The organism is Paucilactobacillus suebicus DSM 5007 = KCTC 3549, assembly GCF_001434475.1.
In the GTDB taxonomy this organism is placed as follows: domain Bacteria; phylum Bacillota; class Bacilli; order Lactobacillales; family Lactobacillaceae; genus Paucilactobacillus; species Paucilactobacillus suebicus.
This window is the reverse complement of sequence record NZ_AZGF01000005.1, coordinates 47,965-74,610: the sequence shown is the minus strand read 5'-3', so window position 1 is coordinate 74,610 and position 26,646 is coordinate 47,965. Positions and strand designations below refer to the sequence as shown.

Genomic DNA, 26,646 nt, shown 5'->3' with positions numbered 1-26,646 from the left:
TTGGGTCACCTTATTATTCGTAATTAGATTTGTCGATCTGTTTCACCCTTAAAAAAGATGGCAGTACAGTTAGGACCTGTGTGTGCAACTAATGTCATTCCCAAAGGTAATATTGTAACATTAGCGTCTGGACGGTTTTTGAGCACGTCTTGCTTGAGCTGTTCACCAACTTCTTTTTTATCACTGCTGGCAATTATAATTTCCGGATGAGCGATACTGGTGACGGTTTCAAGTGCTTCGTCAGCCATTGATTGCAGACTTTTTTTCATCGAGCGAGTTTTTCTAATGACTTCAATCTTACCATCGTTGTTAATCGTTAAAATTGGCTGAACTTTCAACAATTGACCAATCATTGCACTTGAACGTGATAATCGGCCACCAAGAACCAGATAATTTAGGTTGCTAATGGTAAACAAGTGATGGTAGTGAAGCTTGGTATTCTCCAGTAACTTGGCTACTTCATGTACATTAGCTCCATTACTGCGTTGATCGATGGCATCCATCACCATCATTCCAATGGCACCACAGGCAGCAAGAGTATCAATTATTTCAATTTCTGCATTAGGATACTCTTCCAAGACAATATCTTTTGCCTGGAGTGCACTACTCAGTGTGCCACTCATGCCAGAAGAAAAACCAATGTACAGGATCGGCACCGATTGCTGAGCCCATTTCGTAAAAATCGTGACAAATTCGCCAACGTTTGCTTGGGCGGTTTGTCCATTATGTCCTGCCGATAGTTCTTGCTTAAACTGTTCAAGTTCAGTTAGACTTTTTGTGTCATCAATCGTATGGTTGTCTACGGTGATATGAAGGGGGATTAAATCAATTTTTTCATCCTCAATTAAGTGCAATGGTAAATCGCAGGCAGAATCCATGATGATTTTAAACATGATGCTTCCTCATTTCTCATCTTATTTGATACTATTAATAAATCGATCTTAGTGATGCTTTTCACCTAAACACTATAATAATTATGATAATAATTCAAGCCATAACCTAATTAAAAGAAAAATTGGAATTTCACTACTAAAAGTCATTGACAGTGAGCAATCACTAGAAATTAGGAGAACAAAAATAATGGATTATGAACTAATACTTTTCGATGTTGATGGGACGCTTGTAGATAGCTTTGCAACTTATGTAACTATCATGGAATCCATTCTGCCTCATTTTGGTGTTAAAGCTAATGCCAGTTTATTACGAAGGACATTTGCAATGCCAGTTGTGCAAGCAATGCAAACATTGAATATTGATGTTTCACGAGTTAACGAACTTGAAAGACAATATAATAATGCCTTAGATAGCGTTTCAGAAAAAGAACATTTTTTTAATGGCATTAAAGAAATGCTTAATGATCTTAATCACATCAAAAAGGGAATTGTTACCTCGAGATCAACAGCTGATATTCGGGTACCTGAACAAAGGACAATGTTTAATTCAATGGATGTGTTAATTACTGCTGAAAAATCAGCAACCCACAAACCTCTTCCAGAGCCAATCATGTTGGCAATGACCGAAATAGGGGTAACACCAAAAAACACCATATATGTTGGAGACGATGTTGATGATGAACAGGCGGCACATTCAGCAGGGGCTAGTTTTGGATTAGCTAATTGGAGTAATCAAGAATTAGGTAAGTTTGAGCATCCTGACTATATTTTTAATGAGCCGAAAGACGTTGCTATAATGCTGAATCACTAATGCACTGAACATCGTCAACTATAAATTATATTGACAAATTATCATGAATTACTCATAATGATCTCATTAAATTAAAAAAGATGAGTATTAATATTTTACCTGACAAAGAGAGTCGTCAATTTGCTGAGAGACGAACATGGTAAATATTAAGAATATGGTCTTTGGGAACATTATGTCTGCAAGCGTTGTTAACGTAAGCTGATGTCGGTTGCTATCCGTTATCATAGTCTCGAGTAGGGTGCAGACGTGCACTCATTAAGGTGGTACCACGGCTATGTCGTCCTTTGTCAGTAATGGCAAGGGACTTTTTTTATTTTTAATTTTTTAATGCAATTAGGAGAAAAGGGGATAAATTATGAGAAGGAATACAAAGTGGTTAATTGGTTTAGGAGTTATTATCGTTTTGTTTGCAGCAATTTTTGGTATCGCCAAGGTTAATTCAGGTAGTTCAACTGCCAAGTTAAAAACGGAAACAATTGGGGTTGCACCCGGCCCTTACGGGGACATGGCTAAAGATGTAATTGGGCCTTTGCTAAAGGAAAAGGGCTATCAAGTAAAAATTAAGGAATTTAATGATTATGTTCAACCTAATAAAGCGTTAAATTCAGGAGAAATCGACGCTAACTTGTTCCAACACACAGCTTATTTGAAGACATTCGCCAAACAAAATAACATGAAATTGTCCGCAATTGGTGAAACTCCAACATTGGGAATGGGGATCTACTCAAAGAAGATTAAGTCACTTAAAGATTTGAAATCTGGTGATACAGTTTCACTTGCTAACGATCCATCAAACTTAGCACGTTCACTTCAATTGTTGGCAGCACAACATTTGATTACTTTGAAGTCTGGAATTAACGTTGCTCAGGCAAGCTTGTCAGATATCGCTACTAACCCGAAGAACTTAACGTTTAAAACTCTTGATGCAGCTCAATTACCACAATCACGTGATAATGTCACAATTGCACTGATTCCTGGTAACTATTCATGGAATGCTAACATCAAGTCAAGTTCTGCACTAGCTTTGGAACATCTTAAAGAAGAATATAAAGAAGTCTTTGTTGTTAAGACTAGTCAAAAGAATTCTAAGTTTGCTAAGGCTGTTAAGTCAGTCCTAAAGAGCAAGAAGTTCCAAACAGCAATTGCTAAGTCTAAGTTCAAAGACTTTGACAAACCTGCTTCATGGAGCAAATAAGGAGGTAAATTATGAGCCAAATCGAACTCACAGATGTTTCGGTCACATTTAAACAAAAAAATACATCAATTGAGGCCGTCAAAAATGTTTCATTAAAAGTAGAAAAAGGTGAAATTTTTGGCATTGTTGGTCTTTCTGGTGCGGGTAAATCAACCCTTGTGCGGACGATTAACGGCCTTCAATTGCCAACTAGCGGATCAGTTGTTGTAAATGATGTTGAGATTACAAAGGCAAGCAAGAGCCAATTAGCTCAAGCACGAAAAAAGATTGGCTTTATTTTTCAAAATTTCAATTTAATCAATAATCGGACAATTGGTCAAAACATTGCATTTGCTCTGACTGCTGGCGGGTATCCCGAGAAGCAGCAACCAGAAAAAATTAAACAGTTATTATCATTAGTTGGGCTTCAAGATCGGGTTAATAATTACCCATCACAGTTATCCGGTGGTCAAAAGCAACGTGTTGGTATTGCCAGAGCACTTGCGAATGATCCAGATATTTTACTTTGTGATGAAGCGACTAGTGCGCTTGATCTGGAAACTGCCCAAGAAATCATTACTATTCTAAAGGATATTAATGAACGTTTGCATATTACAATTGTGTTCATTACTCATCAGTTGGAAGTGGCGAAGAATCTTTTTGATCGTGTGGCGGTTATGGAGGATGGTGAATTGGTTGAACAGACAACTGCGTTTGATTTGTTCGCCAATCCACAATCAAATATGGCTAAGCGACTCGTTAATCGCTTCTTAGATGATCAACTTCCAGATGAGTTGAAGTTTAAGTTAAGAAAAGAACCTGGTACGTTCCTAGCATTGAAGTATCGTGGGGATTACTCCCTTGATCCAGTAATTACTGAAATCGCGCGTGATACTGGTGTTTCAATTAGTATTTTGCAAGGACGAATTGAATTCATTCAAGCAAACGCAATCGGCACATTGGGGGTCTTTATTACTGGGCCAGCCGATGCCATTGATAGGGCAGTTGCGCTATTTAAAGAAAAAGTTGGTGTTGCAAAGGAGGTTGAGCAATGAATCAGACAATCACAATTTTACAAGAAAATTTAGGTCAATCATTATGGGAAACATTTGAAATGGTTGTGATTTCCGGAGTAATTGGTGTTGTGTTTGGAACGCTGATTGGCCTGATATTGTACTACTATTCAAATTCATTGTTTTCACCAAAACCAGTTGTTAACAATATCGTTGGTTTTATTATTAATGCGATTCGCTCGTTTCCGTTTTTAATTCTGATGATTGTGTTAATTCCATTTGCTAAGTTTGTTGCTGGTGATCCGTATACACCAATGGGGGGTGCTGTGTCACTGTCAGTTGCGGCTGTACCATTCTTTGCCAGAATTGCAGAGAGTGCGTTTGCGGAAATTGATCAGGGAGTCATAGAAGCAGCACGTTCTACTGGTGCCGGATTTTTCCTGATTTTCACAGATGTTCTATTTCCAGAAGCACTACCATCATTAATTCGTGGAATTGTTTTAACAATTATCAGTCTGATCGGCTATTCGGCGATGGTTGGTACAATTGGAGCCGGCGGAATTGGTAATTTAGCCATTCAGTTTGGTTATAACCGATATGAAACTGGTGTTTTAATCAGCGTTATTGTGATTTTGGTGATCATTGTTCAGATTATACAGTGGATTGGTGACCGACTTGCGGTACACTTTACTAGAGGTTAAGCTAGTAAGTTAGGTATTATTGTTAGATTTTATAGGAGATGACAAAGAATCATGGCAGATATTAGTGAATTATCACTGACAAATGGTCAGGTTATTACTGACCCAGATGTTTTAAAGAAGTTTGGTAAAAATGATTCAACTCAAGAAGTTGTTAAGGTGTATCAACCGTTAGCAGTTGTTGAGGCACAAAGCATTAAAGATGTGCAAGATACAATGAAGTTTGCGAATGCCCATAAAATTCCAGTTACTACGTGGGGAGCAGGATCTTCGATTGTTAATAGCTCAGCAGGTCTTGATGACGGTATCGTGCTAAACCTGTCAAAGATGAATAAAATCTTGGAAATCAATATTCCTAACCAGTACGCAATTGTTGAAGCAGGTGTCATTAATGCTGATCTTGATAAGGAAGTCCGTAAGCAAGGTTACTTCTTTGCTCCAGATCCAGGTTCTAAGCCGATTAGTTCTGTTGGTGGTAATATCGCTACAAACGCTGGCGGTATGAGCTCGTTGAAGTATGGGACAACCAAGCAGTCAGTGATTGGCTTACAGATTGTTTTAGCCGATGGAACGTTGATTGATACTGGTGGTAAGACTTTTAAGAATAATGTTGGCTATGATTTGACCGATCTGTTGGTTGGTTCTGAAGGAACTTTAGCCGTGATTGTTTCGGCAACTGTTAAATTATTGCCCATTCCATTTGGCAAGCCAGTGACAGGACTAGCAACCTTTGCTAATATGGCTGAATTAAGTGTCGGAGTTCAAAAAATTTCTGCTAGCGGTCTTTATCCATCAATGTTGGAAGCATTAAATGACACTTCAATTGAAGCATTGGACCGACTTGAAGGATCTGACCTAGGCAATGGTGGAACCGCAAAAGCATTGTTGATCTTTAAGCTTGAAGGTGCACCTGCCGGAGCAGTTGATGCTCTTAAAAAAATCCTAGATGAAGCAAAAGCAATTCATGTATCTGTCACAGATGATCAGGAATACTCTGACAATATTATTAAAATTCGCCAGGATTATTACAAAGCAGAAGCTGCATATGGACGTTTAATCGTTGAAGATATTGCAGTTCCTTTGTCAAAACTACCTGAATTAGCTGCTTTTGTTGCAGATCTTAAGTTTACAACAAACGTCACTGCGTTCTTGGGTGGCCACGCTGGAGACGGTAATTTCCATCCAAACATTGCCATTCCGCGTGACTCTGATTCAGTACCAGCTGATGTTCGCGAAGCAATTAACAAAATTTTCACCTACGCTCAGTCAGTCGGCGGTACGATTTCGGCGGAACATGGAATTGGGGAAATTAAGAAGCAATGGGTATTACCACAACTTGGTCAAGATTTAGTCGATCTGCAAAAGAAGGTTAAACTTGCGTTTGATCCTAATAACATTTTGAATCCGGGTCGAAAGATTTAAATCAATATGTTCAATTAGAAAAACATTTGAAGCACGTGAATGTAATCACGGCTTTAGGTGTTTTTTTAATTGTTTAAATAATTATTTTAATAGACGGTTTGCTAAAAACATGGCGGTATGTAACATAATAATTATTTTTTTACTTACATTGTTAAACATATGTAAAACGCATTCATGTGACTAATAAAAATTAACGATTAACGTAATATACAATGGCTATTTATTAAAAAAAGATTAGAAAAATAACTAACAGAGCAATGTTAGCTTTATAAATCAACGAATTTCAATTAATCATATATAAATCTAATTTTATCAAATTCTAATATGATATAATTTTAATAGTTTAGTGAAGGGATGATGAATTAATGTCAGAAGCAGAAAACTATTTAGCTAGTGTGCGTGAGAGCCTTGTTAAGCGGGATCCCCAGCAACCGGAATTTTTAGAAGCCGTGGATAATTTTTTTCACACAATCACACCCGTTTTGGATAAGCATCCAGAGTACATTAAAGCCAATTTGATTGAAAGATTGATTGAGCCTGAAAGAGCATTTCAGTTCAGGGTGCCTTGGGTCGATGATCGTGGTCAGGTTCAAGTTAACCGTGGCTTCCGTGTTCAATTTAACGGTGCGATTGGTCCTTATAAGGGTGGTCTCCGTTTTCACCCAAGCGTTAATTTATCGATTGTTAAATTTCTTGGATTTGAACAAGTATTTAAAAACAGTTTGACTGGTTTGCCAATTGGTGGTGGTAAAGGCGGTAGTGATTTTAATCCTAAGGGCAGGTCTGATGGTGAGGTTATGAGGTTTTGTCAAAGCTTTATGACCGAACTGCAGCGCCACATTGGACCAGATATTGATGTCCCTGCAGGTGACATTGGTGTTGGTGGTCGTGAAATTGGCTACCTTTATGGTCAATATCGTCGCTTACGTGGCTATCAAGCTGGAGTTCTAACTGGTAAAGGGCTAAGTTATGGTGGTAGTTTAGCACGAACAGAAGCAACCGGTTTCGGGCTTCTTTATTACACACAGGCTCTGCTAGCAAGCCAGGACGAACAATTAAGTGGCAAGAAAATCAAAGTATCAGGTACTGGAAATGTGGCAATCTATGCAATTCAAAAGGCTGCCAAACTGGGTGCCACAGTCTTAACTGCCTCGGACTCGAATGGCTTTGTGTACGATCCAAATGGCATTGACTATAAAGTTGTCCAGCAGATCAAAGAGGTTGAACGTGGCCGAATTAAAGATTATGCAGACCGCGTTGAAACTGCTGAATATCATGAAGGTTCAGTATGGGACTTTGACGTTGATTACGACATTGCATTGCCTTGTGCAACTCAAAACGAGATTGACGGCGGCCGAGCTGCACGAATTGCACAGAATGGCGCTGCAGTCGTTAATTGTGGTTCTAACATGCCATGTACCCCAGAAGCCGTTGAAATCTTTCATAGTCAAAAAGTGCTACTTGGGCCAGCCAAAGCGGCAAACGCTGGTGGCGTAGCGGTGTCGGCCCTTGAAATGAGTCAAAATGATGAACGGCTTTCATGGACATTTGATGAAGTTGACGAACGATTGCAAGTAATTATGCATGATATTTTTGCTGAATCTGAAAAAGCAGCAAAGGAATATGGATTTGGCAACGACTATTTAGCTGGTGCCAACATTGCTGGGTTTAAAAAGATTGCCGATGCTATGCTTGCACAAGGCGTAATCTAATTTAACGTGCGCAACTAACGCATTTTTTAGCGTATATAAGGAACTCCAGTCTAAAAACCAAATTTAAAGGTTTTCAGACTGGAGTTCCTTATATAGGGGGAAATTAACTATTTATGCCATTCTTTTTAATAAAAATCTGTTATCACTTTTGTAACTATTTTTTATGAAATCGTGTACAATATACAATATAGTGTTATGGAGGTGATGTGATGAAAGCATTTGGATATCAGCAATTTGGAAAACCAGATGTATTTGAAGAGCTTAATGTAGCAGATGCAAAAATCACTTCGGATGATCAGGTCTTAGTTAGTACCCGTGCTATAGGAATTAATAACTTTGATCGCATTCAACGTGAAGGTAAAATTGGCGGTGGTGAATTTCCAATTATTCCCGGTAGAGACGTTGTTGGTGAAGTCGTAAAGATCGGTGATAATGTAAGCAGTGTCGCGGTTGGAGACACTGTGATTGGTCATGCTGCACCAGCATATGCACAGATGGTTGTGATTCCAGAGAGTAGATTGGTAAAAAAGCCAGTCAGCGTTCGTAACCAAGTGGCTGCAGCAATTATTACACCAGGAATTACTGCTTATAACGCTGTCACAGCATTTACCCACGTTCGCGCAGGAGATCGCGTATTAGTTAATGGTGCAACTGGTGGTGTTGGTTCTATTGCGGTTCAGGTCGCTAAAAAACTTGGTGCATATGTCATTGGTACTGGTTCATCTCGCAACAAGGATCTGCTGGATGAACTGCCGCTAGATGAAGTCGGCTTTTATGATACTGAAAACATTAATGAACGTTTCGCAGATTCAGTTGATGTGGTGATTAATGCGGCAATGAACGGTAACAATGATACGTTGATCAGTGATGTAATCCGTGATGGTGGTCGTGCTGCTTCGGTTGGTAATGCCGCCAATTTGACTAATAAACCCAAGGTTATTTTTGAACATATTCGTCCTTTAGATGCTCAACACGACAAACTCGCACTTGGTGAGTTATCATCTATGCTTGCGGATGGTAGTTTGAAAATGCGTATTTTTAAAACATTACCTCTAACACTTTCTGGGGTGATTCAAGGACACCAGTTACTGGAGGAGCATCACGCTCCAGGTAGGATAATATTAGCAAATGATTAAAATAAATTGTTAAGAGAGTGGCAAAAAGGTGCTTTGCACCCAGAACATAAGCCTCCTAAGGCCAAAATCCTGAATTTTGGCCTTAGGAGGCTTATGTGGCTGGGAACAGCCGATTGTTGCACGTTTGGACTAGATAACTTAAAGAATTAAATCAGTATTTTTAGTACTGTTGATAGATATAATAGGTATTTTGCTTCCAACCTATTTTAAAAAATCTGAAAAAAATAGAGATGATTAGATGAAACTTGCAAAAATTGATGGAGCTGCATACTTGATTGAGGATTCAAGCCATGCAAGAAAAATAAATAATTTTAGTGATCTAGTTTTAGCTGCCAATGCAGGAATAGATCAATTAGAATTAGGGGAACAAAGATCTTTTGCACTAAAAGATTTATCCATGCCAATTGAAAAACCACAACAAATCCTGGCAGTGGGTATGAATTTTCTTGATCATTCAAAGGAAATTCACCTGGATTTACCTAAAACACCTAGTACGTTTACTAAATTTTCCAGTTCATTAACTGGACCTAATCCTGATGTGAAACGTCATGGTCCGAGGACTGACTGGGAAACTGAGTTGGTAATTGTCGTTGGTAAAAGCGGGCGTGATATTAAGGAAGCTGATGCACTTGATCATGTGGCTGGATACATGGTTGGCGAAGATATATCTGATCGAGACGTACAGTTTGCCAATGATCCTGCACAATTTTCGTTAGGTAAGTCTTTTGAAAAATTTTCGCCAGTGGGGCCATGGTTGAGTACCCCTGATGAACTTGGCAATCTGGCAGATGAATTCATTACGACTAGGGTCAACGGAGAAGTGGTGCAACATGCTTCACTGGATCAACTCATTTTCAGTCCAGCCAAATTAATTAGTTATTTTTCTTCAATCATTGAATTGCAGCCTGGTGATTTAATTTTTACTGGTACGCCTAGTGGTACTGGTGTTGGGCACAATCCTGAAATTTACTTAAACAAAGGTGATTTATTGTCTGGTGAAATTAGTAGTCTTGGCAGTCTAAAAATTAAAATAATTAATTAATCAAAAGATAATTATATGCTTAATTAGAAAATTTTTAAGAATAGAGGATGATCATTTCTTCTATTCTTTTTTGTAATCTCATTGAGTTACTGCAAGGTATTTTGATTATTAATGTACGTTTATGTGAATTATCAGTATTAAATTGAACCGTTATTTTTGAATGGCGAAATGGTTCACATTTTTGTCCAATGTTGGTATTATTTACATAAATACAGATATGCATCCTTATTTCAATTATCATATCGACAATAATTACATATTTTTTTAGCATTCTTAAAAAAATGGGGGAAGGTTAATTATGAGAAGTAGAAAAAACATGATTAGGGAGTACAGTGCTAATAGGAGTGAACATTTTAAGTCGTATAAAAGTGGAAAAATCTGGGTGTTCGCTGGTATTACAAGTTTAACAATGGCTGCCGGCCTTGTATTTTCAGTTCCAAGAACGGTAAAAGCTGATACGTCTAACACCGTCACTACCACATCTAATGCGCCAACTATTAGTTCAGGCTCTTCAGTTCAATCTGACAGCTCTGCGGTTCTAATTAGCTCAAGTGCTGCAACTGCAAGCTCAGCATCAATTAGTGGATCTTCAACTGCTAGTTCTGCGACAAACATTAATAGTGAAAGTTCATCAACAACATCTGTAAGCGCAAAGTCAGCTGCGTTAATTACATCAGATAGTGCATCCAGTGCAGGATCTAATTCAATTAGTGCAACAAGTGCTTCTAGTAATTCTGAACCGGTCTCTGAGTCAACATCTAGTGATTCTTCTGAAGCATCTGCCGCGGGTGAGGAGTTATCTATATCAGCATCAGCAACAAGTGATACATCGGCTGCTTCACAGACCAATACCGTCAATTTGGGTGTAGCGAATTCCAGCACCATTGAATCTGCTAAATCCGCTGCTTCAAGCGCATATGCATCTACAGGCGTCGCACAAACTATCACTGCATCATTGGCAAGTTCTGTAACAACTGCAGCCGTTTATGACGATTCAGAACCAGTTGATAGTAATGCGACCGGCTACAAATTATCAGTCGTTCCAACTGGCGTTAATAGTAATTCTGTTGTTACCACCGACACTGCAGGCAATCCATCGGTATATGTAGATGAAGCTTACACATATGCAGTAAGTGAAACAGGGAGCTTTGATGCTGGGGATGTTTTGACTATTACATCGCCGGCAAATGCTGGTCTAACCGTTACTAGTGAAACAACAGACTCAACTGGGTCACTTTATACAACTTCTGTAAGCGGTTCATCAGACACAGGAATGACGGTTACATTTACATTTTTGCAAGCCACTAGTGTCACTTTAACTGTTTATTACTCTTATGGCGATAACACGAAGGCAACGGCCTACTTAAATGCTAACCAGTACAATTATTCGACGTTCGTTTCTACATTAACCAGGAATGGCACAACGTCCGCAATCGGCACTCAGACAGTTAGAATTGATAAGACCGCAGCTGTGTCAAGTAATGTTAGCGTGACACTTGATAATTATGGTAGTACTGTAACCCCAGGAATTACGGATTCAACTGGAAACGTGGTAAATGATATAACAGTTTCATATACTTGGAATGATGGCGGTTCTGAGGGACTTTGGGGCAGTATTATTACGGCTATGAATGACGCATCAACCGGAGTTGGCTCACAGTCAATTTATTATAGTGCTGGGTCAAGCGTCACCATTACGTATGGTAGTCAATTACAAATTGCTAGCATCACATTACCAACATCTTCAGTCTTTAGCGAATATTTTGAAGTTACACAAACAGGTACTAATACAATTACAATCACGGCATTGCAGGACTTTAGCCTTTATGCAATTTCACAGTTAGCCGTTCTGAATACCGCCGCAGGTGCAATTACGGTTGAGCTCGCACCCGCTGATGGAGTTAGTGCCACTAGCTTGACCTCTGGAGCAGATGTTACAGATACAACATATAGTTACAACGTTGTCATCAATGGACAATCAATTGTCGCTTCTGGGACTGATGATAAGGCCAGTTCATATTACTTTGCGGGAGAAAGTTACTCTACAATTAACTCCATCACACTAAATGGGTATACTCCAAACCAGTCTCCACAAAGATATATCAACTATTTAAATGAAAGTGATGAGACTGGAGTAATTGCACAAATCGGCCTCGCAGATGACAGTAATTTTAGACACACGGGTACGTATGTGGCTGATATTTCACTAAATTCGTCAACAACCATCGGTTTCCGTGGTATTTATGTAAATTTGAGCAGTACCTCTGGCATTAATACTAGTGACGCAGAAATTGTGTTCACAACGGCTAGTGGGGTAACAACCACCATGGCCTACACTGGAGCCGCTTGGTACGACGTTGCCAACCTTGATAGCTCAGATCCGGTAACTGACATAAAAATTGAAGCTACTGCGACTGATTCGACACCACTTGATTCTGTTAGTTCAGTTCAATACTCAAAAGTTACACCATCGATTTATGATTTTTCTGATGAAAATGATACCTATACATTCAATGTGACAAGTTATGTGCTTGATGGTGAGGGCAATCAGGAAGGTGTCTACAGCAGGTCATCTAGTAATACAGTATCAACGACGCCACTTATTTCTTTGGTGTCAAGCTATAGCACCAATAATTCTGGCACGATTAATGCAGGAGCTTCGCTCAAGTCAAGTACTAATCAATTTGTAAACTGGTATTCATCGGGAAGTGCAAGCTCTGCCACTGTTTTCTTCTCATCCAATATACCTTCAACTGCTGACACTTTTGATGGTCAAAACCCAGTTACCGTTTTCATTGAAGCACCAACTGGTTCTTCGTTTGAATCTGATGCAAAATTAGATGCTTATTTCTCAACTATCGGTAGTGACGTAACTATTACGCATTTAGCCGATACAGACGGCCGACAGGTGATTGAAGTTTCTGGATTATCCAAGTATCTGTCTCAAAATATCGATATTACAGGCATTCTTGTTGCAAATGCAGATGATCTGCCAGGGACTGTCATTACAGCCAATGATGGTTTACTGTATGTTGATCCCGCATCGTTTATTTCTGGCACTTTGGTGTCAACGGGTGATGCAGCCACGGATTGGACTGAAGGTAATGTGTATAAAATTACAACTAGTGGCACGCTGGCTACGATCATTGCACCATCAGTGTTTACTGCTTCGATTACTGCCCAGGGATCGGGAGATACATCTGCTCAGAGTACCACAGCTCATATTAATTTAAGTGATGATAATTCTGCGACCGTCAAGTCAGTAGCATATAACGGTACTGGTAGCGTTGAAAATAATGGCGAAGTTATCGTCACTGTACCAGCGGGATTGTCACTAGCCGGGGATGTTGAAGTTGTTGACGAAAATGGCAATGATATTACTAGTGAAGCATCAATCAATATAACAACTGATTCGAGCGGTGCGACGATTATAGAGGTAAGTGGCATTAGTCTTAGTGCCCAAAGTGCATATGTGGTTGAAGTGCCAGTATCTATTTCAGACACAACGGTTGACTCAGGTACAACCTACACTGTCAGCTCAGAATCATATAGTGATACGACATCAACTAGTACTCCATTAACCAATTCTGTTGAAATTGAAGCTGAAAGAAATGTTACTAACACGTACAGCTATGTTACTGGTGATGGTGATGGCAACTATACAGTCGACGAGGAAGCAGGAACTCAAACAGGTATTTCTGGTGATACATTTGATGCTTCCAGTGAATATGGTGCCGTTGGTAGTACCGTCAATAACAAATACGTGATTGTCGGTTATTACGATGCAACGACTGGTGAAACGATTTCAGATCCAAGCAGTATTACGTATTCAAATTCTGGTACTGGGATAGGCGATGATATCTACATTATTGAAACGCATGCAACATCTGTGGTGACGGATGCGGTCACCACTACTGGAACTGTTAGTTATACGGGGGCGGGGGATGAAACTCCTAGCGCTGCGTCAACGACTCTGGAATGGAACGAAATTGTCGATAATGTGACTGGCAAAGTGTTGGAATATGAAATTGACACTGATAATTCGAATGCGTCAATTGCAAGTCCTGACGTGACAGGCTACACACCTAGTGAATCTGAAGTAACGTTTAGTACTTCAGACACGACAACGACACCTGTTAATCAAACGGCAACTGTCAATTACTCACCGAATGCTCAGTCTACCACCTATCAGTTTGTGGACAACGATAATGGTGGGACTGTTGTTACAGATAAGAGTGGTAACACCAGTGAGACTATTAGTGGTGTTACTAACGAATCCGTCAATTACGATGTTACAAGTGAAATTCCAACCGGATATGAATTAGCAGCTGGGCAAACTGCAACAGGGACAGTTACTTTCAGTGCCACAGGGGCTGCGACCATTACGATCAATTTAGTTCATCAGCATACGATTACGGCGAACGCAGTTACAACCACCAACACAGTTAATTATTCCGGTGCAGGGGCCGCAACGCCTGCTGCAAGTGTTGCTAATGTTGATTGGACCTCGAATCTTGATGATGTTACAGGAGTGACGACATACACGGCTGATAACGAAACGACTACGATTGATACAACGCCGGTTGCCGGGTATAGTGCCAGTGCAACTCAGACAACATTTACTAATTCAACGACAACAAGTAATCCAACTGATCAAAGTGCAACTGTTACTTATACGCCAGATGCACAGTCAACGTACTATCAGTTTGTTGATGATGACAATAACGGTGCGGTTGTAGATGATGTCAGTGGTAATGCAAATGAAAGCATTAGCGGAGTTACTGATGAAACAGTTGATTATGATGCAAGTAGTGAGATTCCGTCTGGATATGAATTGGCAAGTGGTCAGAGTGCAACTGGTTCGGTCACATTTACTAATGATGGTGCCGCGGTGGTCACAATTCACCTAGTTCATAAAATAAATACATCAACACCGTATGCGACATATAGTGTTGATGTTGACAACAATTCAACTGGAGCTCAACTTGCTAATAGTACTAATACGTATCAAATAGATTATTCTACCGATGAAGTAACCGGAGAACAGACATTAAATTCGGAAACTGGAGATAATACTTCGGTAACAGTTCCAGATGGTTACAGCGTTGATAATTTAACAATTAAATCAAGTGCATCGGGTGACACAATTACATTAACAGCTGCCGAAGTTGCGGCATACGAAGCAGAAGGCATAATCACTGTCAGTGGGAACACATACACCTTTAACATGAAAAATCTTGTTGCAAGTGAAACAACCTCTAGTTCATTAACAGATAGTGAAGACGTTATTAATAGCCACTATGGTTTGATACTGACAATCAACGCATCTGCTAATGCCCAATCTACCACTTACCAATTTGTTGATGAAGATGATAATGGCAGTGTTGTTAAGGATGAAAGTGGCAATGATAGTGAGACAATCAGTGGTGTCACTGATGAAACGGTAAATTATGACGCAACAAATGAGATTCCAGCAGGGTATGAGTTAGCACCTGGGCAAAGTGCGAGTGGAACAGTGACATTTGGTGCTAATGGAGCAGCAGTTGTTTCGATTAAGCTTGTTCATGTTCATGAAACAGGCACGCTTACAACGTCTGATACTGTGAATTACGTTGGTCTACCCGATGACAAATCACAACCTAGTCAAAGTAATAGTATTGTTTACAATACAGATACAGATGAGGCAACTGGGGTCACAACTTATACACCTGAGAATTTAACTGATGTAAGCATTTCGTCTCCTACCGTTGCTGGCTATACAGCTGATCAGTTGAGCGTTGACTTTGGTACACCAAGCGTAACGAATGCGTTACCGACAGATCAAAATAAAACGGTCACTTATTCAGCAAATCCACAAACAGTCACAATTGAATACCTTGATGATGACAGTAATGGTGCAGTGGTTTCGTCTAGTGAAATCGATGGTATTACAGATGGTAGTGTTGACTGGAGTGCCAATGTTCCAACAGGATATGAGCTTGCAGAAAATCAAGTGGCCAATGGCACATACACGTTCACGTCTAACGGCAATCAGGTCATTGAAGTGCATTTGGTTCACGCTCATAAAGTTGGTACGTTGACAGTAACTGACACCGTCAGTTATACAGGTTTACCTGAGAGTAAGTCACAATCGAATCAGAGTATCGATACCACATACACCACGGATACAGATGAAGTAACCGGAATCACAACGTACACACCAAACAACAATGACGATGTGATCATTACCACACCAGTGGTTGCTGGATATCTAGCTGACCAAACGAGTGTCAACTTTGGTACACCGAATACGACTACCATTAAACCAAGCGACAGATCAACAACGGTGACCTATTCTGCATTAACCGATACCGTCACGATTAACTATATTGACACGCAGACTGGTCAAAAAGTTGGCAGCACCCAAGTATCTGGCAAAACTGATGAGATAGTCGTCATCCCTAATTTAAGTGGATTTAGAATTTCAAGTAATGCAACATATTACTATGATCCTGAAACCAAACAAATTAATGTTTATGTGGAGCCGGTTGGTAATGAAAGTAATGGCGAATCATCTGTTAGTTCAAATTCAGGGTCAGGTCACAATACTGGTGAAACCAGTGGTAATCAAACAACTAATGGAGCATCTGAATCGCCAAAAAATCAGACAGCAGCTTCCACGAACAGTTTCTCTAATAACAATGCGGATAGCAATCAGCAAAATCAAAAAGCTGATAAGTTACCGCAAACTGGTGATAATCAACAAGAGTCACAGTTAATGGGAATTATCGGTGTTATATCGCTATCAGTATTAGGTATGTTTGGTCTTGGCAAGCCAAGAAAACGGCGAACAAAATAACCAATATAATAAAAATAGACGACAAAGGACTCAGATTTTTCTGGGTTCTTTGTCGTTTTTGATAACTGGTGATATACTTATGGCATTAAATAGGGTGTCAAGACACCATATGGAGGTAAAAATGAAAAGTTTATCGTTATTAACAGATTTATATGAGTATTCAATGGCTAACGGATTTGAACAAAATCTCGTAAATGATCAGGCTGTTTTTGATGTTTTTTTTCGAAAGGTACCTGATGACGGTAGTTTTGTCATTGTGGCTGGATTGCAACAAGTGGTCGAACAATTAGTTCAACTTCACTTCAATGATTCAGATATTAGTTATTTCAAGGGCCTGAATCTATTTGACTCTAAATTTTTGAACATGTTACAAAATTTTGAATTTGAATGTCGAATTAATGCAGTTCCAGAAGGTACTCCCATTTTTCCACGGGAACCATTGCTAACAATTGAAGGCCCTTTAATTCAAGCTCAAATGGTTGAAACTTTGGTACTAAATATTTTGAACCATCAGTCCTTAATTGCTACCAAATCTCGTCGAATAAACTTTGCAGCCCAAGGACGACCAGTGATGGAATTCGGTGCTAGGCGTGCTCAAGGACCAGACAGTGCCATTTTTGGGGCAAGAGCCGCCGTTATTGGTGGCTGCTCAAGTACTTCAAATGTGTACGCAGCCAAACAATTTAATATTCCAGCTGCTGGCACAATGGCGCACAGTTGGATAGAAGCCTTTGATAGTGAGTTAGAATCATTTCAACAGTGGGCTAGAATATATCCTGAAAATACTGCTTTACTGGTGGACACTTATAATGTGCTTGAATCTGGTGTTCCAAATGCAATTAAGGTTTTCAAGGAGTTAAAAGGTGAAGGCCATGCCCCTATTGGGATTAGGATTGATTCCGGTGATATTGGGTACTTAACTAAGGCAGCACGGAAAATGCTTGACGATGCTGGATTCTATGACGCCAAAATTACAGTTTCTAATGCTTTGGACGAAAGAGTCATTACTTCGCTACTTCAGGAAGGAGCTCCAATTGATAATTTTGGTGTTGGAGAAAAATTAATTACTAGTGCATCTTCACCGGTGCTCAGTGGCGTGTATAAATTAGCCGCCATTGAGCGTAACGGCAAAGTCATTCCAAAACTAAAAGTCAGCGGCAGTCGAGAAAAGGTAACACTACCAGGAATTAAAAAAATTTATCGTTTGTACAAAATCGGATCGGCACAGTCATTTGCGGATTTAATTGCCCTTAATTATGAAGAAATAGGTGGTGAACCACTTAGTGTGATTGACAGTGATCCATTGAGTGTAGGGAAAATGCATGTATTGCGCGGGTATCGGGCAGAAGAACTGCTAAAGGAAATTAACTTAACTCATTTCAGGTCGAATGACGTTTTTAAAATTAAAGATTATTGTCAAACGGAGATTGGCAAGCTACCTGATGAGACCAAACGACTTACTAACCCTAATCGATATACGGTGTACATGACTGAAAAATTAGCTAATTTACAGCAACGGTTATTGAAGAAGAGTGCTAACTAGGATTGAGGGTTTTGATGCCCACTTTCTTAGTGTCTTTGTCGGCAACTGATTGTTTATTGTCACGATTTATTAATTTCGTAAAAACGCTCTCATTCACGTGATATAATAAAAGCATGAAAAATAAGGAAGATGAGACAATGACTACTTATGAAGGTGAACCATTAAATATTCTTCATACAATCGGATTGGATATTTTATACCCAGTTGTGCGAGGAGAAATCAGTTTTGATAAGAGACTGGATCGATCACGATTTGAAAATGCACTAAAATCGGTTACTAGAGTTGTACCAGAAATTATGTGTCGCTATGAAATGTCCAATAACAGTTTCGAGCAAATCACAGACAATGTTTCCGATTTAATTAGGGATAACGTGAAGCAACCAGATTTAGATGCAAAGAAATGGGATCTAATGAAGGATCCCCAAGTGCGCATTTACTGGGAAGATAACGAAGAAAAAACTAGGTTAATTATTTATATTAGCCACATTCTCACTGATGGGGCAGGAAGTAAGCAACTACTTTACTTAATCGCTAATGCTTATTCAAATGGGGATGCAGCACTAGATGGTGTCAAAAATCATCAAGAAATCGATTGGCTTGAAAAATTGGTCAGTCAGCATCAAATGACACCATCGAAACAGACGGATCATCCGAGTGAACCACTATTGTTGCCACATTTAGACACTGATGGCAGTCGAGATTATCATGTTGGGTCTGTGGAATTAAGTAAGGACGAAACAAATCGATTAATTGAAGCGACCCACTTGACCAATACAACCGTTAACGATGTGGTTATGACAGCCTTTAGTCGTGTCATTCAACGATTTGCAGGAATTAATTCAATTTCGATGGCATGTCCAACTGATATGAGGAAGTTCGGTCCAACCGTAGATGGTGTACAAGTTGCAAACTTTACCTCAAGATATAATTTATCAATTGACACACCTCTTAGTGAACCATTCGGTGAGTTGGTAGCACGTGTTCACACCGAAATGAATGAACATAAAAAGCAGTATCAATGTTTCGACTCTATCAAAGGCTTGCTTGAAAATTATCAAACACAGCCCTTAGCTGAATTGCAACAAGTGGTACAAGATAATTATCACGTTCGTGAAATTGCCTATACAAACTTTGGTATTATTGATCAAAATAAGTTGGTCTTTGATGGTGTGAAAATTACTCAAGTTGTGATGACTGGTGGATTTAGAACGGCGCCAATGTATCAAATTGCTACAGCTACGTATGATGATCAGTTGAGCTTAGCTTTCAACATGGTCGGTACGAATGGTGAAATGATATTTGGTATGGCTATTGCACGTAACGTGGCTGATCTGATTAATAATTTTGCACTGAGTGCCTTAGAAAAATAATAATACACATCTTGCGGAGGGTTAGATGATTAATAGCAAGTTGAGACAAGAAAAAATAAAAAGTATTCTTTTAACGGCAAAACAGCCGATTAGCGCCAATTTTTTTGCAAAGCAATTTAAAGTTAGTAGACAAACAATCGTTGGAGACATTGCTCTTCTAAGAGCACATGGAGAAGTAATTCTTGCCACACCAACGGGATACGAGTATAAGCAACCTGACGATTTAAAGTTTACGGTTGTTTGCCAGCACGATCTGAACCAAACTAGTCAAGAAATGTTAACAATTATTCGTGATGGTGGCACTATTTTGGACGTCTCTGTTGACCATCCCCTGTACGGTCAATTGAGTGGCCAATTAACAGTGAGATCTGAGGCTGATGTTAAGCAGTTCATGTATCATCTAAGACAATTCAAGGGACATCTCTTGTCGGAAATTACTGATGGAATTCACAGTCATGATATCGCCGTTGATAATTCGGAACAAATTGAAAAAATTCGTCAAGACTTAAGGGATATTGGTGTTTTATACGAATAAAACTGCTGATAACAATTAATTATTTTAATTAAGATTTGAATGATAAACCTAAATGTGTATATAATCATTCTTAATGGTGATAATTTAAAATTATGACAGTAAATAAATTAATATTCCGTAAACTAACGGACTTAAAATGACATTACTTTGTGAATGGAGATAAAGACATGAATTACTATACTAACGCTGAAAAGTTTATGAAAATATACAAGGGGCATGAACACGAGCTTGGACCAATCTTAAGAGATGACTCTTTTACATTGGGTGAAATTGCCACGATGAAGAAGAACCCAAACGTTTGGCACTTGCCGTTAGACTTAGTAATTAAACTTGGCAAAGAATATGTTTATTATACTGGTGAACAGGCTGCACAAGATCCAGATTTTCATTCAGTCCTAAACAGAATTAAAGAAACCCTTAGTTCTGGAGAAGATGAACCGTACGCCAGCACAGCAGATGCATATCGAAAAATGCTTGATAACAATTTGGATGTGTACGTTCAATTGTATGAAGTGTACCTTCAGAACCAGAATAATAAATAATTTGGGAGCAGATTGATTTGGACATTTTTGAATTAGCATATCGATTTCAACAGGCGTACCGTGATAAATATGATGAATTAGTTCCGCTGGGTTATAGCAAGCACGATATTAAAGCAATTCGGGAAAATTCTATGACTGAGCAATTACCAACTGAACTTGTTTATAAAATGGCAAACGATTATATCATGATTGAAGTCAGAACCATGCGTGGAGACCGCAAGTTCAATGATCAACTAGAAACACTCAGACAAAAATTACTCTCAGATAACGACACAAAGATTATGGCTGAACTGATTGATCGTCAAGCGGCGGTCAATGTTTGGTTGTACGATAAATATAAAAAATAAACACATGGATATTACAATAGTGAATCGAACAGGCAATCAACGCCATTCGATTTTTTATTTGCATTTTTTCATCGCAATAAATATTGGTTGTTACCAGTGATTGAGCAATGATTTAAGTAAAAAATCTGGCTTTTATGGTGGTAAAATGTCAACGTTGTGGTATGATTTTTCTGTTTAATAATCTATACTACGTATTGTAGTTGATTTAGTTCATTTATTTACAAAAAAGGGTGACTAATAATTAGTTTTGTGCTTTAATCAATAAGGGCATGTTTAATTACTAATATATCAGTTATAATGTTAGGTGAGGGGTGATTTCAAATGCAAGGATGTTATGGGCCATTCGGTCATGATGCTGAAATAAAGCAATCAAATAATGGTAGTGAACCAATTCTGCAATTCACGCTTGACCGCATTACTGCACTTCCAGTAGATGAATGGTTGCAACCACTTGCAGATGTATTTACTACTGGAATTCATTCCGGGCTTCAAAGTGCATATCTTGATCAGCACGTTAAGCACCATACTCTAATTTTTGATAATGTTAGTCCACAGACTAGAACAGAGGCGCTATTTGCGGATAGGGAGCTGTTTCCGACATTTGTGTAATGGCTTAACGATCCTGATAGTGTCTCTTTTGTAGAAATGGATGATGCCATTTCAGAATCAATCTTCTCATATAATAATGTCTCAGATTGGGATCAATTAGATGATATTAATCCTACTTTGAGTTTTGATGAATTAATTGATATTTATATTGCTGGTTGGCAATTTGGCTATAAAAATTATATTTTCCAAATGTGGTTTGATGCTGATTTACCCGATAATGAGGATGAACAGTCGTGGATGTATCAACAAGCAACTGCGCGTTCAAACTATGCAGCAAGTCAATTACTGACTGACCATTTGGACGACCAAGGTGTTAGGTCAGAAATTGCAGAACAAATTGTTCAAATCGGTTGGAACGATTTGGAAGTTTAATAACAAATGAGTAATTTAAAATAATATATTATTTAATAAGTAACGGTAAATTATTATCGTTACTTTTTATTTTTTCTTCAAAAAATATTAATAAAATTATTGTTTGAATTATTTACTACTTAATCACACAAATATTATGGATTATGTTATCATTTCTTATGTTAAATATATAAAAATATGAATAAAATATGATTATTTGAAGTTTTTGTGACTTTGTTACAATTAATGTTCAGTAATACCAACAGTTTTAATTGTAAATAGACACTTTTTGTAATTTTTGTAATTAACTGTAATTAAGATGCTACGTGTATGAAATATTTTAGCGCTAACATTCCCGTTAGTAGTTGAGCTACATAATTCAATACTACAAAAAATAATAGGAGTGATTTATTATCAAATCCGTAACAAAAAAAACTTTAGTTGGAACCTTAGGAGCTGCGACTTTGTTGTTTGCGGGTACACAAGTTGCGCACGCCGATACATTGACAATCCAACAGGGAGATACTGTCTGGGGTTATTCACAAAAATATCATGTATCAATTAATGACATCGTAAAATCGAACAAATTAGCTGACGCTAACTTAATTATTGCTGGACATTCAATTAACATCCCAGGTGTAAACACATCTGCTGCTTCAACCACAACTGCAGCAAGTACTTCAGTTACTTCTGCAAGTGCTGCAGTATCTGCAGCAACAAGCACATCGGCTAGTGTTGCATCTTCATCCGCAACTGTTGCTAGTTCTGCAGTGGCATCAAGTGCAACATCTAGCGTTTCTGTAGCTTCAAGCACTGTCGCATCTAGTGCAGTGGCATCAAGTGCAGTTGCATCTAGCGCAGTTAGTCAAAGCTCTGCTGCAAGTACAGCAAGTTATAATACCGCAAGTGTTGCTAGTTCTGCATCATCGACAACAAGCAGTACTACAACTAATAGCACATCAACAACCACGACTTCTTCAAACACTACGAGCTCATCATCAACAAGTGGTTCGTACGCTGGTGGTGGCGTAGCAGCAGCCGTTGCAATTGCTAATGGTAGCACACCATATGTATATGGTGGCAATTCAATGTCCGGATTTGATTGCTCAGGTTTGGTTCAATACGTTTATGGATTAAGTTCAAGTTATCGTACTACCTATGAACAAGCAACTCTGGGCACTCACCACACAGATGTAGCTAATGCGCCTTATGGTTCATTACTATTCTGGGGTTCAGATAGTGCTCCATATCATGTTGCCATTTCACTTGGTAATGGTACTTACGTTGCCGCAGAAAATTCAAGTACTGGGATTGGAATATTCAGTCAGTCTTGGTCAAAACCTAGTTTCTACATCAACTACTAATATTAATTTAGTTATCACTGTGGCCTCGCATTTTGCGGGGCCTTTTTTGATGGTTAATTTCAGCAACATTGATAAGTTAGTTAATAGGGTATTGTAACGAAACTTTATTAATTTGTGTATTAAACTTGAGTTATAATAGAAAAAGTGTGTTATACGACAGTATATTTTCTTGGGGGGATTTTAATGTACTCGAATAGTTTAGAAAAACTAAAGGTGCATGAATGTGAAAAGAGCCTAATGTTGGTTATTTTGTCATCATTTCTATTTGTTATGTTGATTGGGTTCAGTGTTGTTCACGCCGATGCAAGTGAACAGTCAGTGGACAACAGTTCATCAACTGTTGTTAGCGATTCTTCGTCAACTCAAGTAGTTTCAAAAGCTAGGTCGGCGGCGCCAGTGTACGTTACACAGAGTAATTACTATAATAATTTGGATGAGACAGATGGTACAACAGATGACTCTTCAAGTGCACAGACAGAAAACACAGACACATCCAAAACTTCGGTGAAAGATGTTCCTGTTACCGTGAAAAATAATAGTAATGGTGAGGCAACGATTAGTGTGACTCCACCGAAAGTCAAACCAGTTAACGCGAATGCGTTATCACCAAAACCCACAAATTTAAATAATTGTGCAAATGAAGAAATTAAAAGTAAGTTTGAGACCACCACAAATCTTGAGAATAATACAGCGCTTAATCAAAACAACAGTTTTGATAAGTTAACAGCAAATACACAGCAATCTAACACTTCAGGTGATCAATACCAAAAAGTGATTGTTCAAAACCCTGAACCAACTAAAACAGTTCAAAAAAGCACCCATGCTCTGTATTCTCCTGCAAAACAACAAATTGTTGGTACAAAAAAGAATAAGCCTTATTTTGCAATGATTACCATATCCACTTTGTTAATAGTTGTGGTTGGTGGAACGGTTATGATTATCAAAAAAACGACTGATTAAAGTTACTTTGAATCGGTCAATGATGCTGAAACAAAAGTCCCCAAGGCCAAAATCCAAATAGGATTTAGTCTTGGGGATTTTATGTTCTAGAAGTGTGGTGCCGTTTCTTAGCTTTTCTTATACTTATGTCGTTTGAGCTTGTTAATTTTCGTCAAGATGAAATACTTGTTCTGCATTTTGATGACTGATGAGTTCGATTTCATCGTTACTTAATCCACTTTGTGTTAGAAATGAATTGGTGTTGGTGGGCTGTTTGTATGGATAGTCAACGGAGTAGATAATATGATCTGCTCCCATCTCGGTTTTTACAAGATCTAACTGAGGCTTCGTAAACATCCCACTGGGTGTCAGGTAAATGTTGTGGCGGTAGTAGTATGAAAATGGATGCTTTAAATTGCTATACGGGGTAAGTTCTTCATCCAACCGTTCAAAAAACATCGGAATAAACTCACCCCAGTGACCACTTACTAATGTGAGGCTTGGTAATTTATCGAAAATGCCTGACACTACCATTCTCATTATTTGAATGCCAATATCCATGTGCCAGCCGAAACCTGCAGATGACAAAATACCTGTGGCTACATCGGACCAATTTGGGCTATTAAAATAGTGATCAGTAATTGATGATGGAATAAACGAAGGGTGAAAATAAATTGGTGCATCGAGTTCCGCAGCTTTTTCAAAAATGGGGAAGAACATAGGGTCATCAAAGAATCGGTTATCAAAGTTTCCCTTTAACTCAACTCCCTTAAGACCTAGCTTATTGATCGCTCTTTCCAGTTCTTTAACTGCGGCCGCTGGGTCTCCAACGGGCAATGTCGCTAATCCGGCAAATCTAGTGGGATTGCTAGCAACGGCTGCGGCCATTTGATCATTTGCTTGCCTGCAGAGTTCAACTGCCAATGCAGGTTGTAAGTTTTGAGGTGATGAATTACCGTATGACAATACCTGCATATCAATGCCATATTGATTCATAAACTTAATTCTTGCTTGACTGGTGTCCTCCATTTGGTTTGCTGATGGCAGGGAAGTGTGCATGTAATTTAACATGTCCGAACTTAGACTAGGCAATGCGTTGCCGGTTTGTTTTTGAATTGCTTCAGTAATGTTTTTAAATTGGATATGTTCTTCAACTGTAATTATTTTCAATATCATCATTCCTTTTCAATTTGTTGTAAGCAATTATATTAAGGTATGCGGAAATATTAAAGTTAATTATGAGACATATTGGGTATAAATGTATCACTCACGAAATTATGTTTGATTGGCGGGCAGATCAGGTATCAATATTTGGTAAAGCTTAGTTGCTTCACTGACACTAAGTAGATCTGAATGCTTAGTAATCTGTACAGCAAAGTTCAAAATCGAGCTGCCAATTACATTACTAATTATATCCGCATGATTAAGTTGTGCACTACGGTTAATTAGTATCGAATGAACCGTGCCGCTAAACAATTCTGTAATTTGTTTTTCGATGTTACTCCATTCCATCAGGTTAAATAAATTGATATTATCGATTATTAATTGAACGATTAACTGACTGGCATATTGGAAATTAATTTCTTGACGATCATCCACTCTTAGTTTGAAATCGTTGATTAGAATTAAAAATTGAATGTAGATGATATCATCAATTTTTTCGTGATTTCGATAGAAGGTGGCCCGACCAACATGAGCATCTGCACATAACTGTGTGACAGTAATTGTGTTAAATGGTGTTTTCAGATTGTAGAATTGTTGTAGGGAATTAAATAGCTTTGCTTGGGTTTCCTGATGTCTAAAATCGATGTGTAGTGGTGTATTTAAATTTATCTTGACCATTTGATAGCTCCCATTAACTGATTGAATGTGGCAAATTGTTCTGGACAGGAAGTCCGCTACCATCTCCGTCTTTATAACGAGGGATTAAGTGAATATGACAGTGTGAAATTCGTTGCCCGCCAACTGGCCCCACGTTAGACGCTACATTATAACCATCAGGCTGATAATGGTTGTCCAAGTAATTCTTTGCTTTCTTCAATAGATGAATCATATCGTTCATGTCGGCATCAGGCACATCAAAAAGAGTGTCATAATGCTGTTTCGTGATAATTAACGCGTGGCCCTTGGTAACAGGGTTAATATCCATGATCATTCCGGCACGTTCATTTTCGATAATGAATTGTCTGTTCGCTTGTTGACAAAAAATACAATCTTTTATTCGCATTTTACTCACCTCTGGACTGATAATATCTAAATCATATCACGAACCGATTGGCTAATCTGACAAATGACAACAAATTTCTG

The 26,646-nt window shown here is 38.6% G+C and carries 22 protein-coding genes; 18 read left to right on the top strand and 4 right to left on the bottom strand.

Annotated elements, in window-relative coordinates; translation table 11 throughout:
- Nucleotides 1-23: 23 nt before the first annotated feature.
- Nucleotides 24-893: a DegV family protein gene (locus FD16_RS03405; RefSeq protein WP_010621932.1), complete on the bottom strand. Its 870-nt coding sequence runs from the start codon at nt 891-893 to the stop codon at nt 24-26.
- Between the two features lie 187 nt (nt 894-1,080).
- On the opposite strand from FD16_RS03405, the gene FD16_RS03400 reads away from it, so the two are divergent.
- The 18 genes from FD16_RS03400 (at nt 1,081) to FD16_RS03315 (ending at nt 24,360) form a co-directional block, all read left to right on the top strand.
- Complete coding sequence (locus tag FD16_RS03400) at nt 1,081-1,704, top strand: HAD family hydrolase (RefSeq protein ID WP_010621933.1); 624 nt, start codon at nt 1,081-1,083, stop codon at nt 1,702-1,704.
- 355 nt (nt 1,705-2,059) lie between these two features.
- Nucleotides 2,060-2,899 (top strand): MetQ/NlpA family ABC transporter substrate-binding protein, encoded by an 840-nt coding sequence (locus FD16_RS03395; RefSeq protein ID WP_010621934.1) that lies wholly within the window; start codon nt 2,060-2,062, stop codon nt 2,897-2,899.
- An 11-nt stretch (nt 2,900-2,910) separates the two neighbouring features.
- The gene (locus FD16_RS03390) at nt 2,911-3,933 is read left to right on the top strand and encodes a methionine ABC transporter ATP-binding protein (RefSeq protein WP_010621935.1); all 1,023 of its coding nucleotides are present in this window, start codon (nt 2,911-2,913) and stop codon (nt 3,931-3,933) included.
- Nucleotides 3,930-4,592, top strand: a complete 663-nt coding sequence (locus FD16_RS03385) for a methionine ABC transporter permease (protein ID WP_010621936.1) — start codon at nt 3,930-3,932, stop codon at nt 4,590-4,592. Before FD16_RS03390 ends, FD16_RS03385 begins: the two co-directional genes overlap by 4 nt.
- A gap of 51 nt (nt 4,593-4,643) precedes the next feature.
- Nucleotides 4,644-6,011 carry an FAD-binding oxidoreductase gene (locus tag FD16_RS03380; RefSeq protein ID WP_010621937.1) on the top strand — a complete coding sequence of 456 codons (1,368 nt, stop codon included), beginning with the start codon at nt 4,644-4,646 and terminating at the stop codon, nt 6,009-6,011.
- Between the two features lie 365 nt (nt 6,012-6,376).
- Nucleotides 6,377-7,723 carry an NADP-specific glutamate dehydrogenase gene (gene gdhA / locus FD16_RS03375; RefSeq protein WP_010621938.1) on the top strand — a complete coding sequence of 449 codons (1,347 nt, stop codon included), beginning with the start codon at nt 6,377-6,379 and terminating at the stop codon, nt 7,721-7,723.
- A 209-nt stretch (nt 7,724-7,932) separates the two neighbouring features.
- The gene (locus tag FD16_RS03370) at nt 7,933-8,859 is read left to right on the top strand and encodes an NADP-dependent oxidoreductase (protein ID WP_010621939.1); all 927 of its coding nucleotides are present in this window, start codon (nt 7,933-7,935) and stop codon (nt 8,857-8,859) included.
- A 238-nt stretch (nt 8,860-9,097) separates the two neighbouring features.
- Entirely contained in the window at nt 9,098-9,901 is an 804-nt protein-coding gene (locus FD16_RS03365; RefSeq protein WP_010621940.1) for a fumarylacetoacetate hydrolase family protein, read from the top strand.
- 298 nt (nt 9,902-10,199) lie between these two features.
- On the top strand, nt 10,200-16,739 hold the full coding sequence (locus FD16_RS03360) for a mucin-binding protein (protein WP_010621941.1): 6,540 nt from the start codon (nt 10,200-10,202) through the stop codon (nt 16,737-16,739).
- A 121-nt stretch (nt 16,740-16,860) separates the two neighbouring features.
- A complete protein-coding gene (locus FD16_RS03355; RefSeq protein ID WP_010621942.1) occupies nt 16,861-18,282 on the top strand; it encodes a nicotinate phosphoribosyltransferase in 1,422 nt (473 codons plus the stop codon).
- 137 nt (nt 18,283-18,419) lie between these two features.
- Complete coding sequence (locus tag FD16_RS03350; protein ID WP_010621943.1) at nt 18,420-19,652, top strand: condensation domain-containing protein; 1,233 nt, start codon at nt 18,420-18,422, stop codon at nt 19,650-19,652.
- Between the two features lie 25 nt (nt 19,653-19,677).
- Entirely contained in the window at nt 19,678-20,187 is a 510-nt protein-coding gene (locus FD16_RS03345) for a transcription repressor NadR (RefSeq protein WP_010621944.1), read from the top strand.
- A gap of 167 nt (nt 20,188-20,354) precedes the next feature.
- Nucleotides 20,355-20,729, top strand: a complete 375-nt coding sequence (locus FD16_RS03340) for a hypothetical protein (protein ID WP_010621945.1) — start codon at nt 20,355-20,357, stop codon at nt 20,727-20,729.
- 17 nt (nt 20,730-20,746) lie between these two features.
- Complete coding sequence (locus FD16_RS03335; RefSeq protein ID WP_010621946.1) at nt 20,747-21,076, top strand: hypothetical protein; 330 nt, start codon at nt 20,747-20,749, stop codon at nt 21,074-21,076.
- 321 nt (nt 21,077-21,397) lie between these two features.
- The gene (locus tag FD16_RS03330; RefSeq protein WP_010621947.1) at nt 21,398-21,685 is read left to right on the top strand and encodes a hypothetical protein; all 288 of its coding nucleotides are present in this window, start codon (nt 21,398-21,400) and stop codon (nt 21,683-21,685) included.
- A 36-nt stretch (nt 21,686-21,721) separates the two neighbouring features.
- Nucleotides 21,722-22,057: a hypothetical protein gene (locus tag FD16_RS03325; RefSeq protein ID WP_010621948.1), complete on the top strand. Its 336-nt coding sequence runs from the start codon at nt 21,722-21,724 to the stop codon at nt 22,055-22,057.
- Nucleotides 22,058-22,500: 443 nt separating this feature from the next.
- Entirely contained in the window at nt 22,501-23,400 is a 900-nt protein-coding gene (locus FD16_RS03320; RefSeq protein WP_155804344.1) for a C40 family peptidase, read from the top strand.
- A 183-nt stretch (nt 23,401-23,583) separates the two neighbouring features.
- Nucleotides 23,584-24,360 carry a hypothetical protein gene (locus FD16_RS03315; RefSeq protein ID WP_010621950.1) on the top strand — a complete coding sequence of 259 codons (777 nt, stop codon included), beginning with the start codon at nt 23,584-23,586 and terminating at the stop codon, nt 24,358-24,360.
- Between the two features lie 141 nt (nt 24,361-24,501).
- Here the strand turns inward: FD16_RS03315 and FD16_RS03310 are convergent, their stop codons facing one another.
- The 3 genes from FD16_RS03310 to FD16_RS03300 all read right to left on the bottom strand — a co-directional run bounded on the left by FD16_RS03310 (nt 24,502) and on the right by FD16_RS03300 (nt 26,566).
- Nucleotides 24,502-25,515 carry an amidohydrolase family protein gene (locus tag FD16_RS03310; RefSeq protein WP_420835641.1) on the bottom strand — a complete coding sequence of 338 codons (1,014 nt, stop codon included), beginning with the start codon at nt 25,513-25,515 and terminating at the stop codon, nt 24,502-24,504.
- A gap of 99 nt (nt 25,516-25,614) precedes the next feature.
- On the bottom strand, nt 25,615-26,181 hold the full coding sequence (locus tag FD16_RS03305) for a hypothetical protein (RefSeq protein ID WP_010621952.1): 567 nt from the start codon (nt 26,179-26,181) through the stop codon (nt 25,615-25,617).
- Between the two features lie 13 nt (nt 26,182-26,194).
- On the bottom strand, nt 26,195-26,566 hold the full coding sequence (locus FD16_RS03300) for an HIT family protein (protein ID WP_010621953.1): 372 nt from the start codon (nt 26,564-26,566) through the stop codon (nt 26,195-26,197).
- Nucleotides 26,567-26,646: the final 80 nt, after the last annotated feature.

What these genes read in the sequence shown, in the direction of transcription:
- FD16_RS03395 (WP_010621934.1), top strand. Translation starts at nt 2,060, where the DNA reads ATGAGAAGGAATACAAAGTGGTTAATTGGTTTAGGAGTTATTATCGTT.
- FD16_RS03305 (WP_010621952.1), bottom strand. Translation starts at nt 26,181, where the DNA reads ATGGTCAAGATAAATTTAAATACACCACTACACATCGATTTTAGACAT.
- FD16_RS03370 (WP_010621939.1), top strand. Translation starts at nt 7,933, where the DNA reads ATGAAAGCATTTGGATATCAGCAATTTGGAAAACCAGATGTATTTGAA.
- FD16_RS03380 (WP_010621937.1), top strand. Translation starts at nt 4,644, where the DNA reads ATGGCAGATATTAGTGAATTATCACTGACAAATGGTCAGGTTATTACT.
- FD16_RS03340 (WP_010621945.1), top strand. Translation starts at nt 20,355, where the DNA reads ATGAATTACTATACTAACGCTGAAAAGTTTATGAAAATATACAAGGGG.
- FD16_RS03365 (WP_010621940.1), top strand. Translation starts at nt 9,098, where the DNA reads ATGAAACTTGCAAAAATTGATGGAGCTGCATACTTGATTGAGGATTCA.
- FD16_RS03345 (WP_010621944.1), top strand. Translation starts at nt 19,678, where the DNA reads ATGATTAATAGCAAGTTGAGACAAGAAAAAATAAAAAGTATTCTTTTA.
- FD16_RS03325 (WP_010621948.1), top strand. Translation starts at nt 21,722, where the DNA reads ATGGATGATGCCATTTCAGAATCAATCTTCTCATATAATAATGTCTCA.
- FD16_RS03390 (WP_010621935.1), top strand. Translation starts at nt 2,911, where the DNA reads ATGAGCCAAATCGAACTCACAGATGTTTCGGTCACATTTAAACAAAAA.
- FD16_RS03400 (WP_010621933.1), top strand. Translation starts at nt 1,081, where the DNA reads ATGGATTATGAACTAATACTTTTCGATGTTGATGGGACGCTTGTAGAT.
- FD16_RS03350 (WP_010621943.1), top strand. Translation starts at nt 18,420, where the DNA reads ATGACTACTTATGAAGGTGAACCATTAAATATTCTTCATACAATCGGA.
- FD16_RS03300 (WP_010621953.1), bottom strand. Translation starts at nt 26,566, where the DNA reads ATGCGAATAAAAGATTGTATTTTTTGTCAACAAGCGAACAGACAATTC.
- gdhA (WP_010621938.1), top strand. Translation starts at nt 6,377, where the DNA reads ATGTCAGAAGCAGAAAACTATTTAGCTAGTGTGCGTGAGAGCCTTGTT.
- FD16_RS03360 (WP_010621941.1), top strand. Translation starts at nt 10,200, where the DNA reads ATGAGAAGTAGAAAAAACATGATTAGGGAGTACAGTGCTAATAGGAGT.
- FD16_RS03405 (WP_010621932.1), bottom strand. Translation starts at nt 893, where the DNA reads ATGTTTAAAATCATCATGGATTCTGCCTGCGATTTACCATTGCACTTA.
- FD16_RS03385 (WP_010621936.1), top strand. Translation starts at nt 3,930, where the DNA reads ATGAATCAGACAATCACAATTTTACAAGAAAATTTAGGTCAATCATTA.
- FD16_RS03315 (WP_010621950.1), top strand. Translation starts at nt 23,584, where the DNA reads ATGTACTCGAATAGTTTAGAAAAACTAAAGGTGCATGAATGTGAAAAG.
- FD16_RS03330 (WP_010621947.1), top strand. Translation starts at nt 21,398, where the DNA reads ATGCAAGGATGTTATGGGCCATTCGGTCATGATGCTGAAATAAAGCAA.
- FD16_RS03310 (WP_420835641.1), bottom strand. Translation starts at nt 25,515, where the DNA reads ATGATATTGAAAATAATTACAGTTGAAGAACATATCCAATTTAAAAAC.
- FD16_RS03355 (WP_010621942.1), top strand. Translation starts at nt 16,861, where the DNA reads ATGAAAAGTTTATCGTTATTAACAGATTTATATGAGTATTCAATGGCT.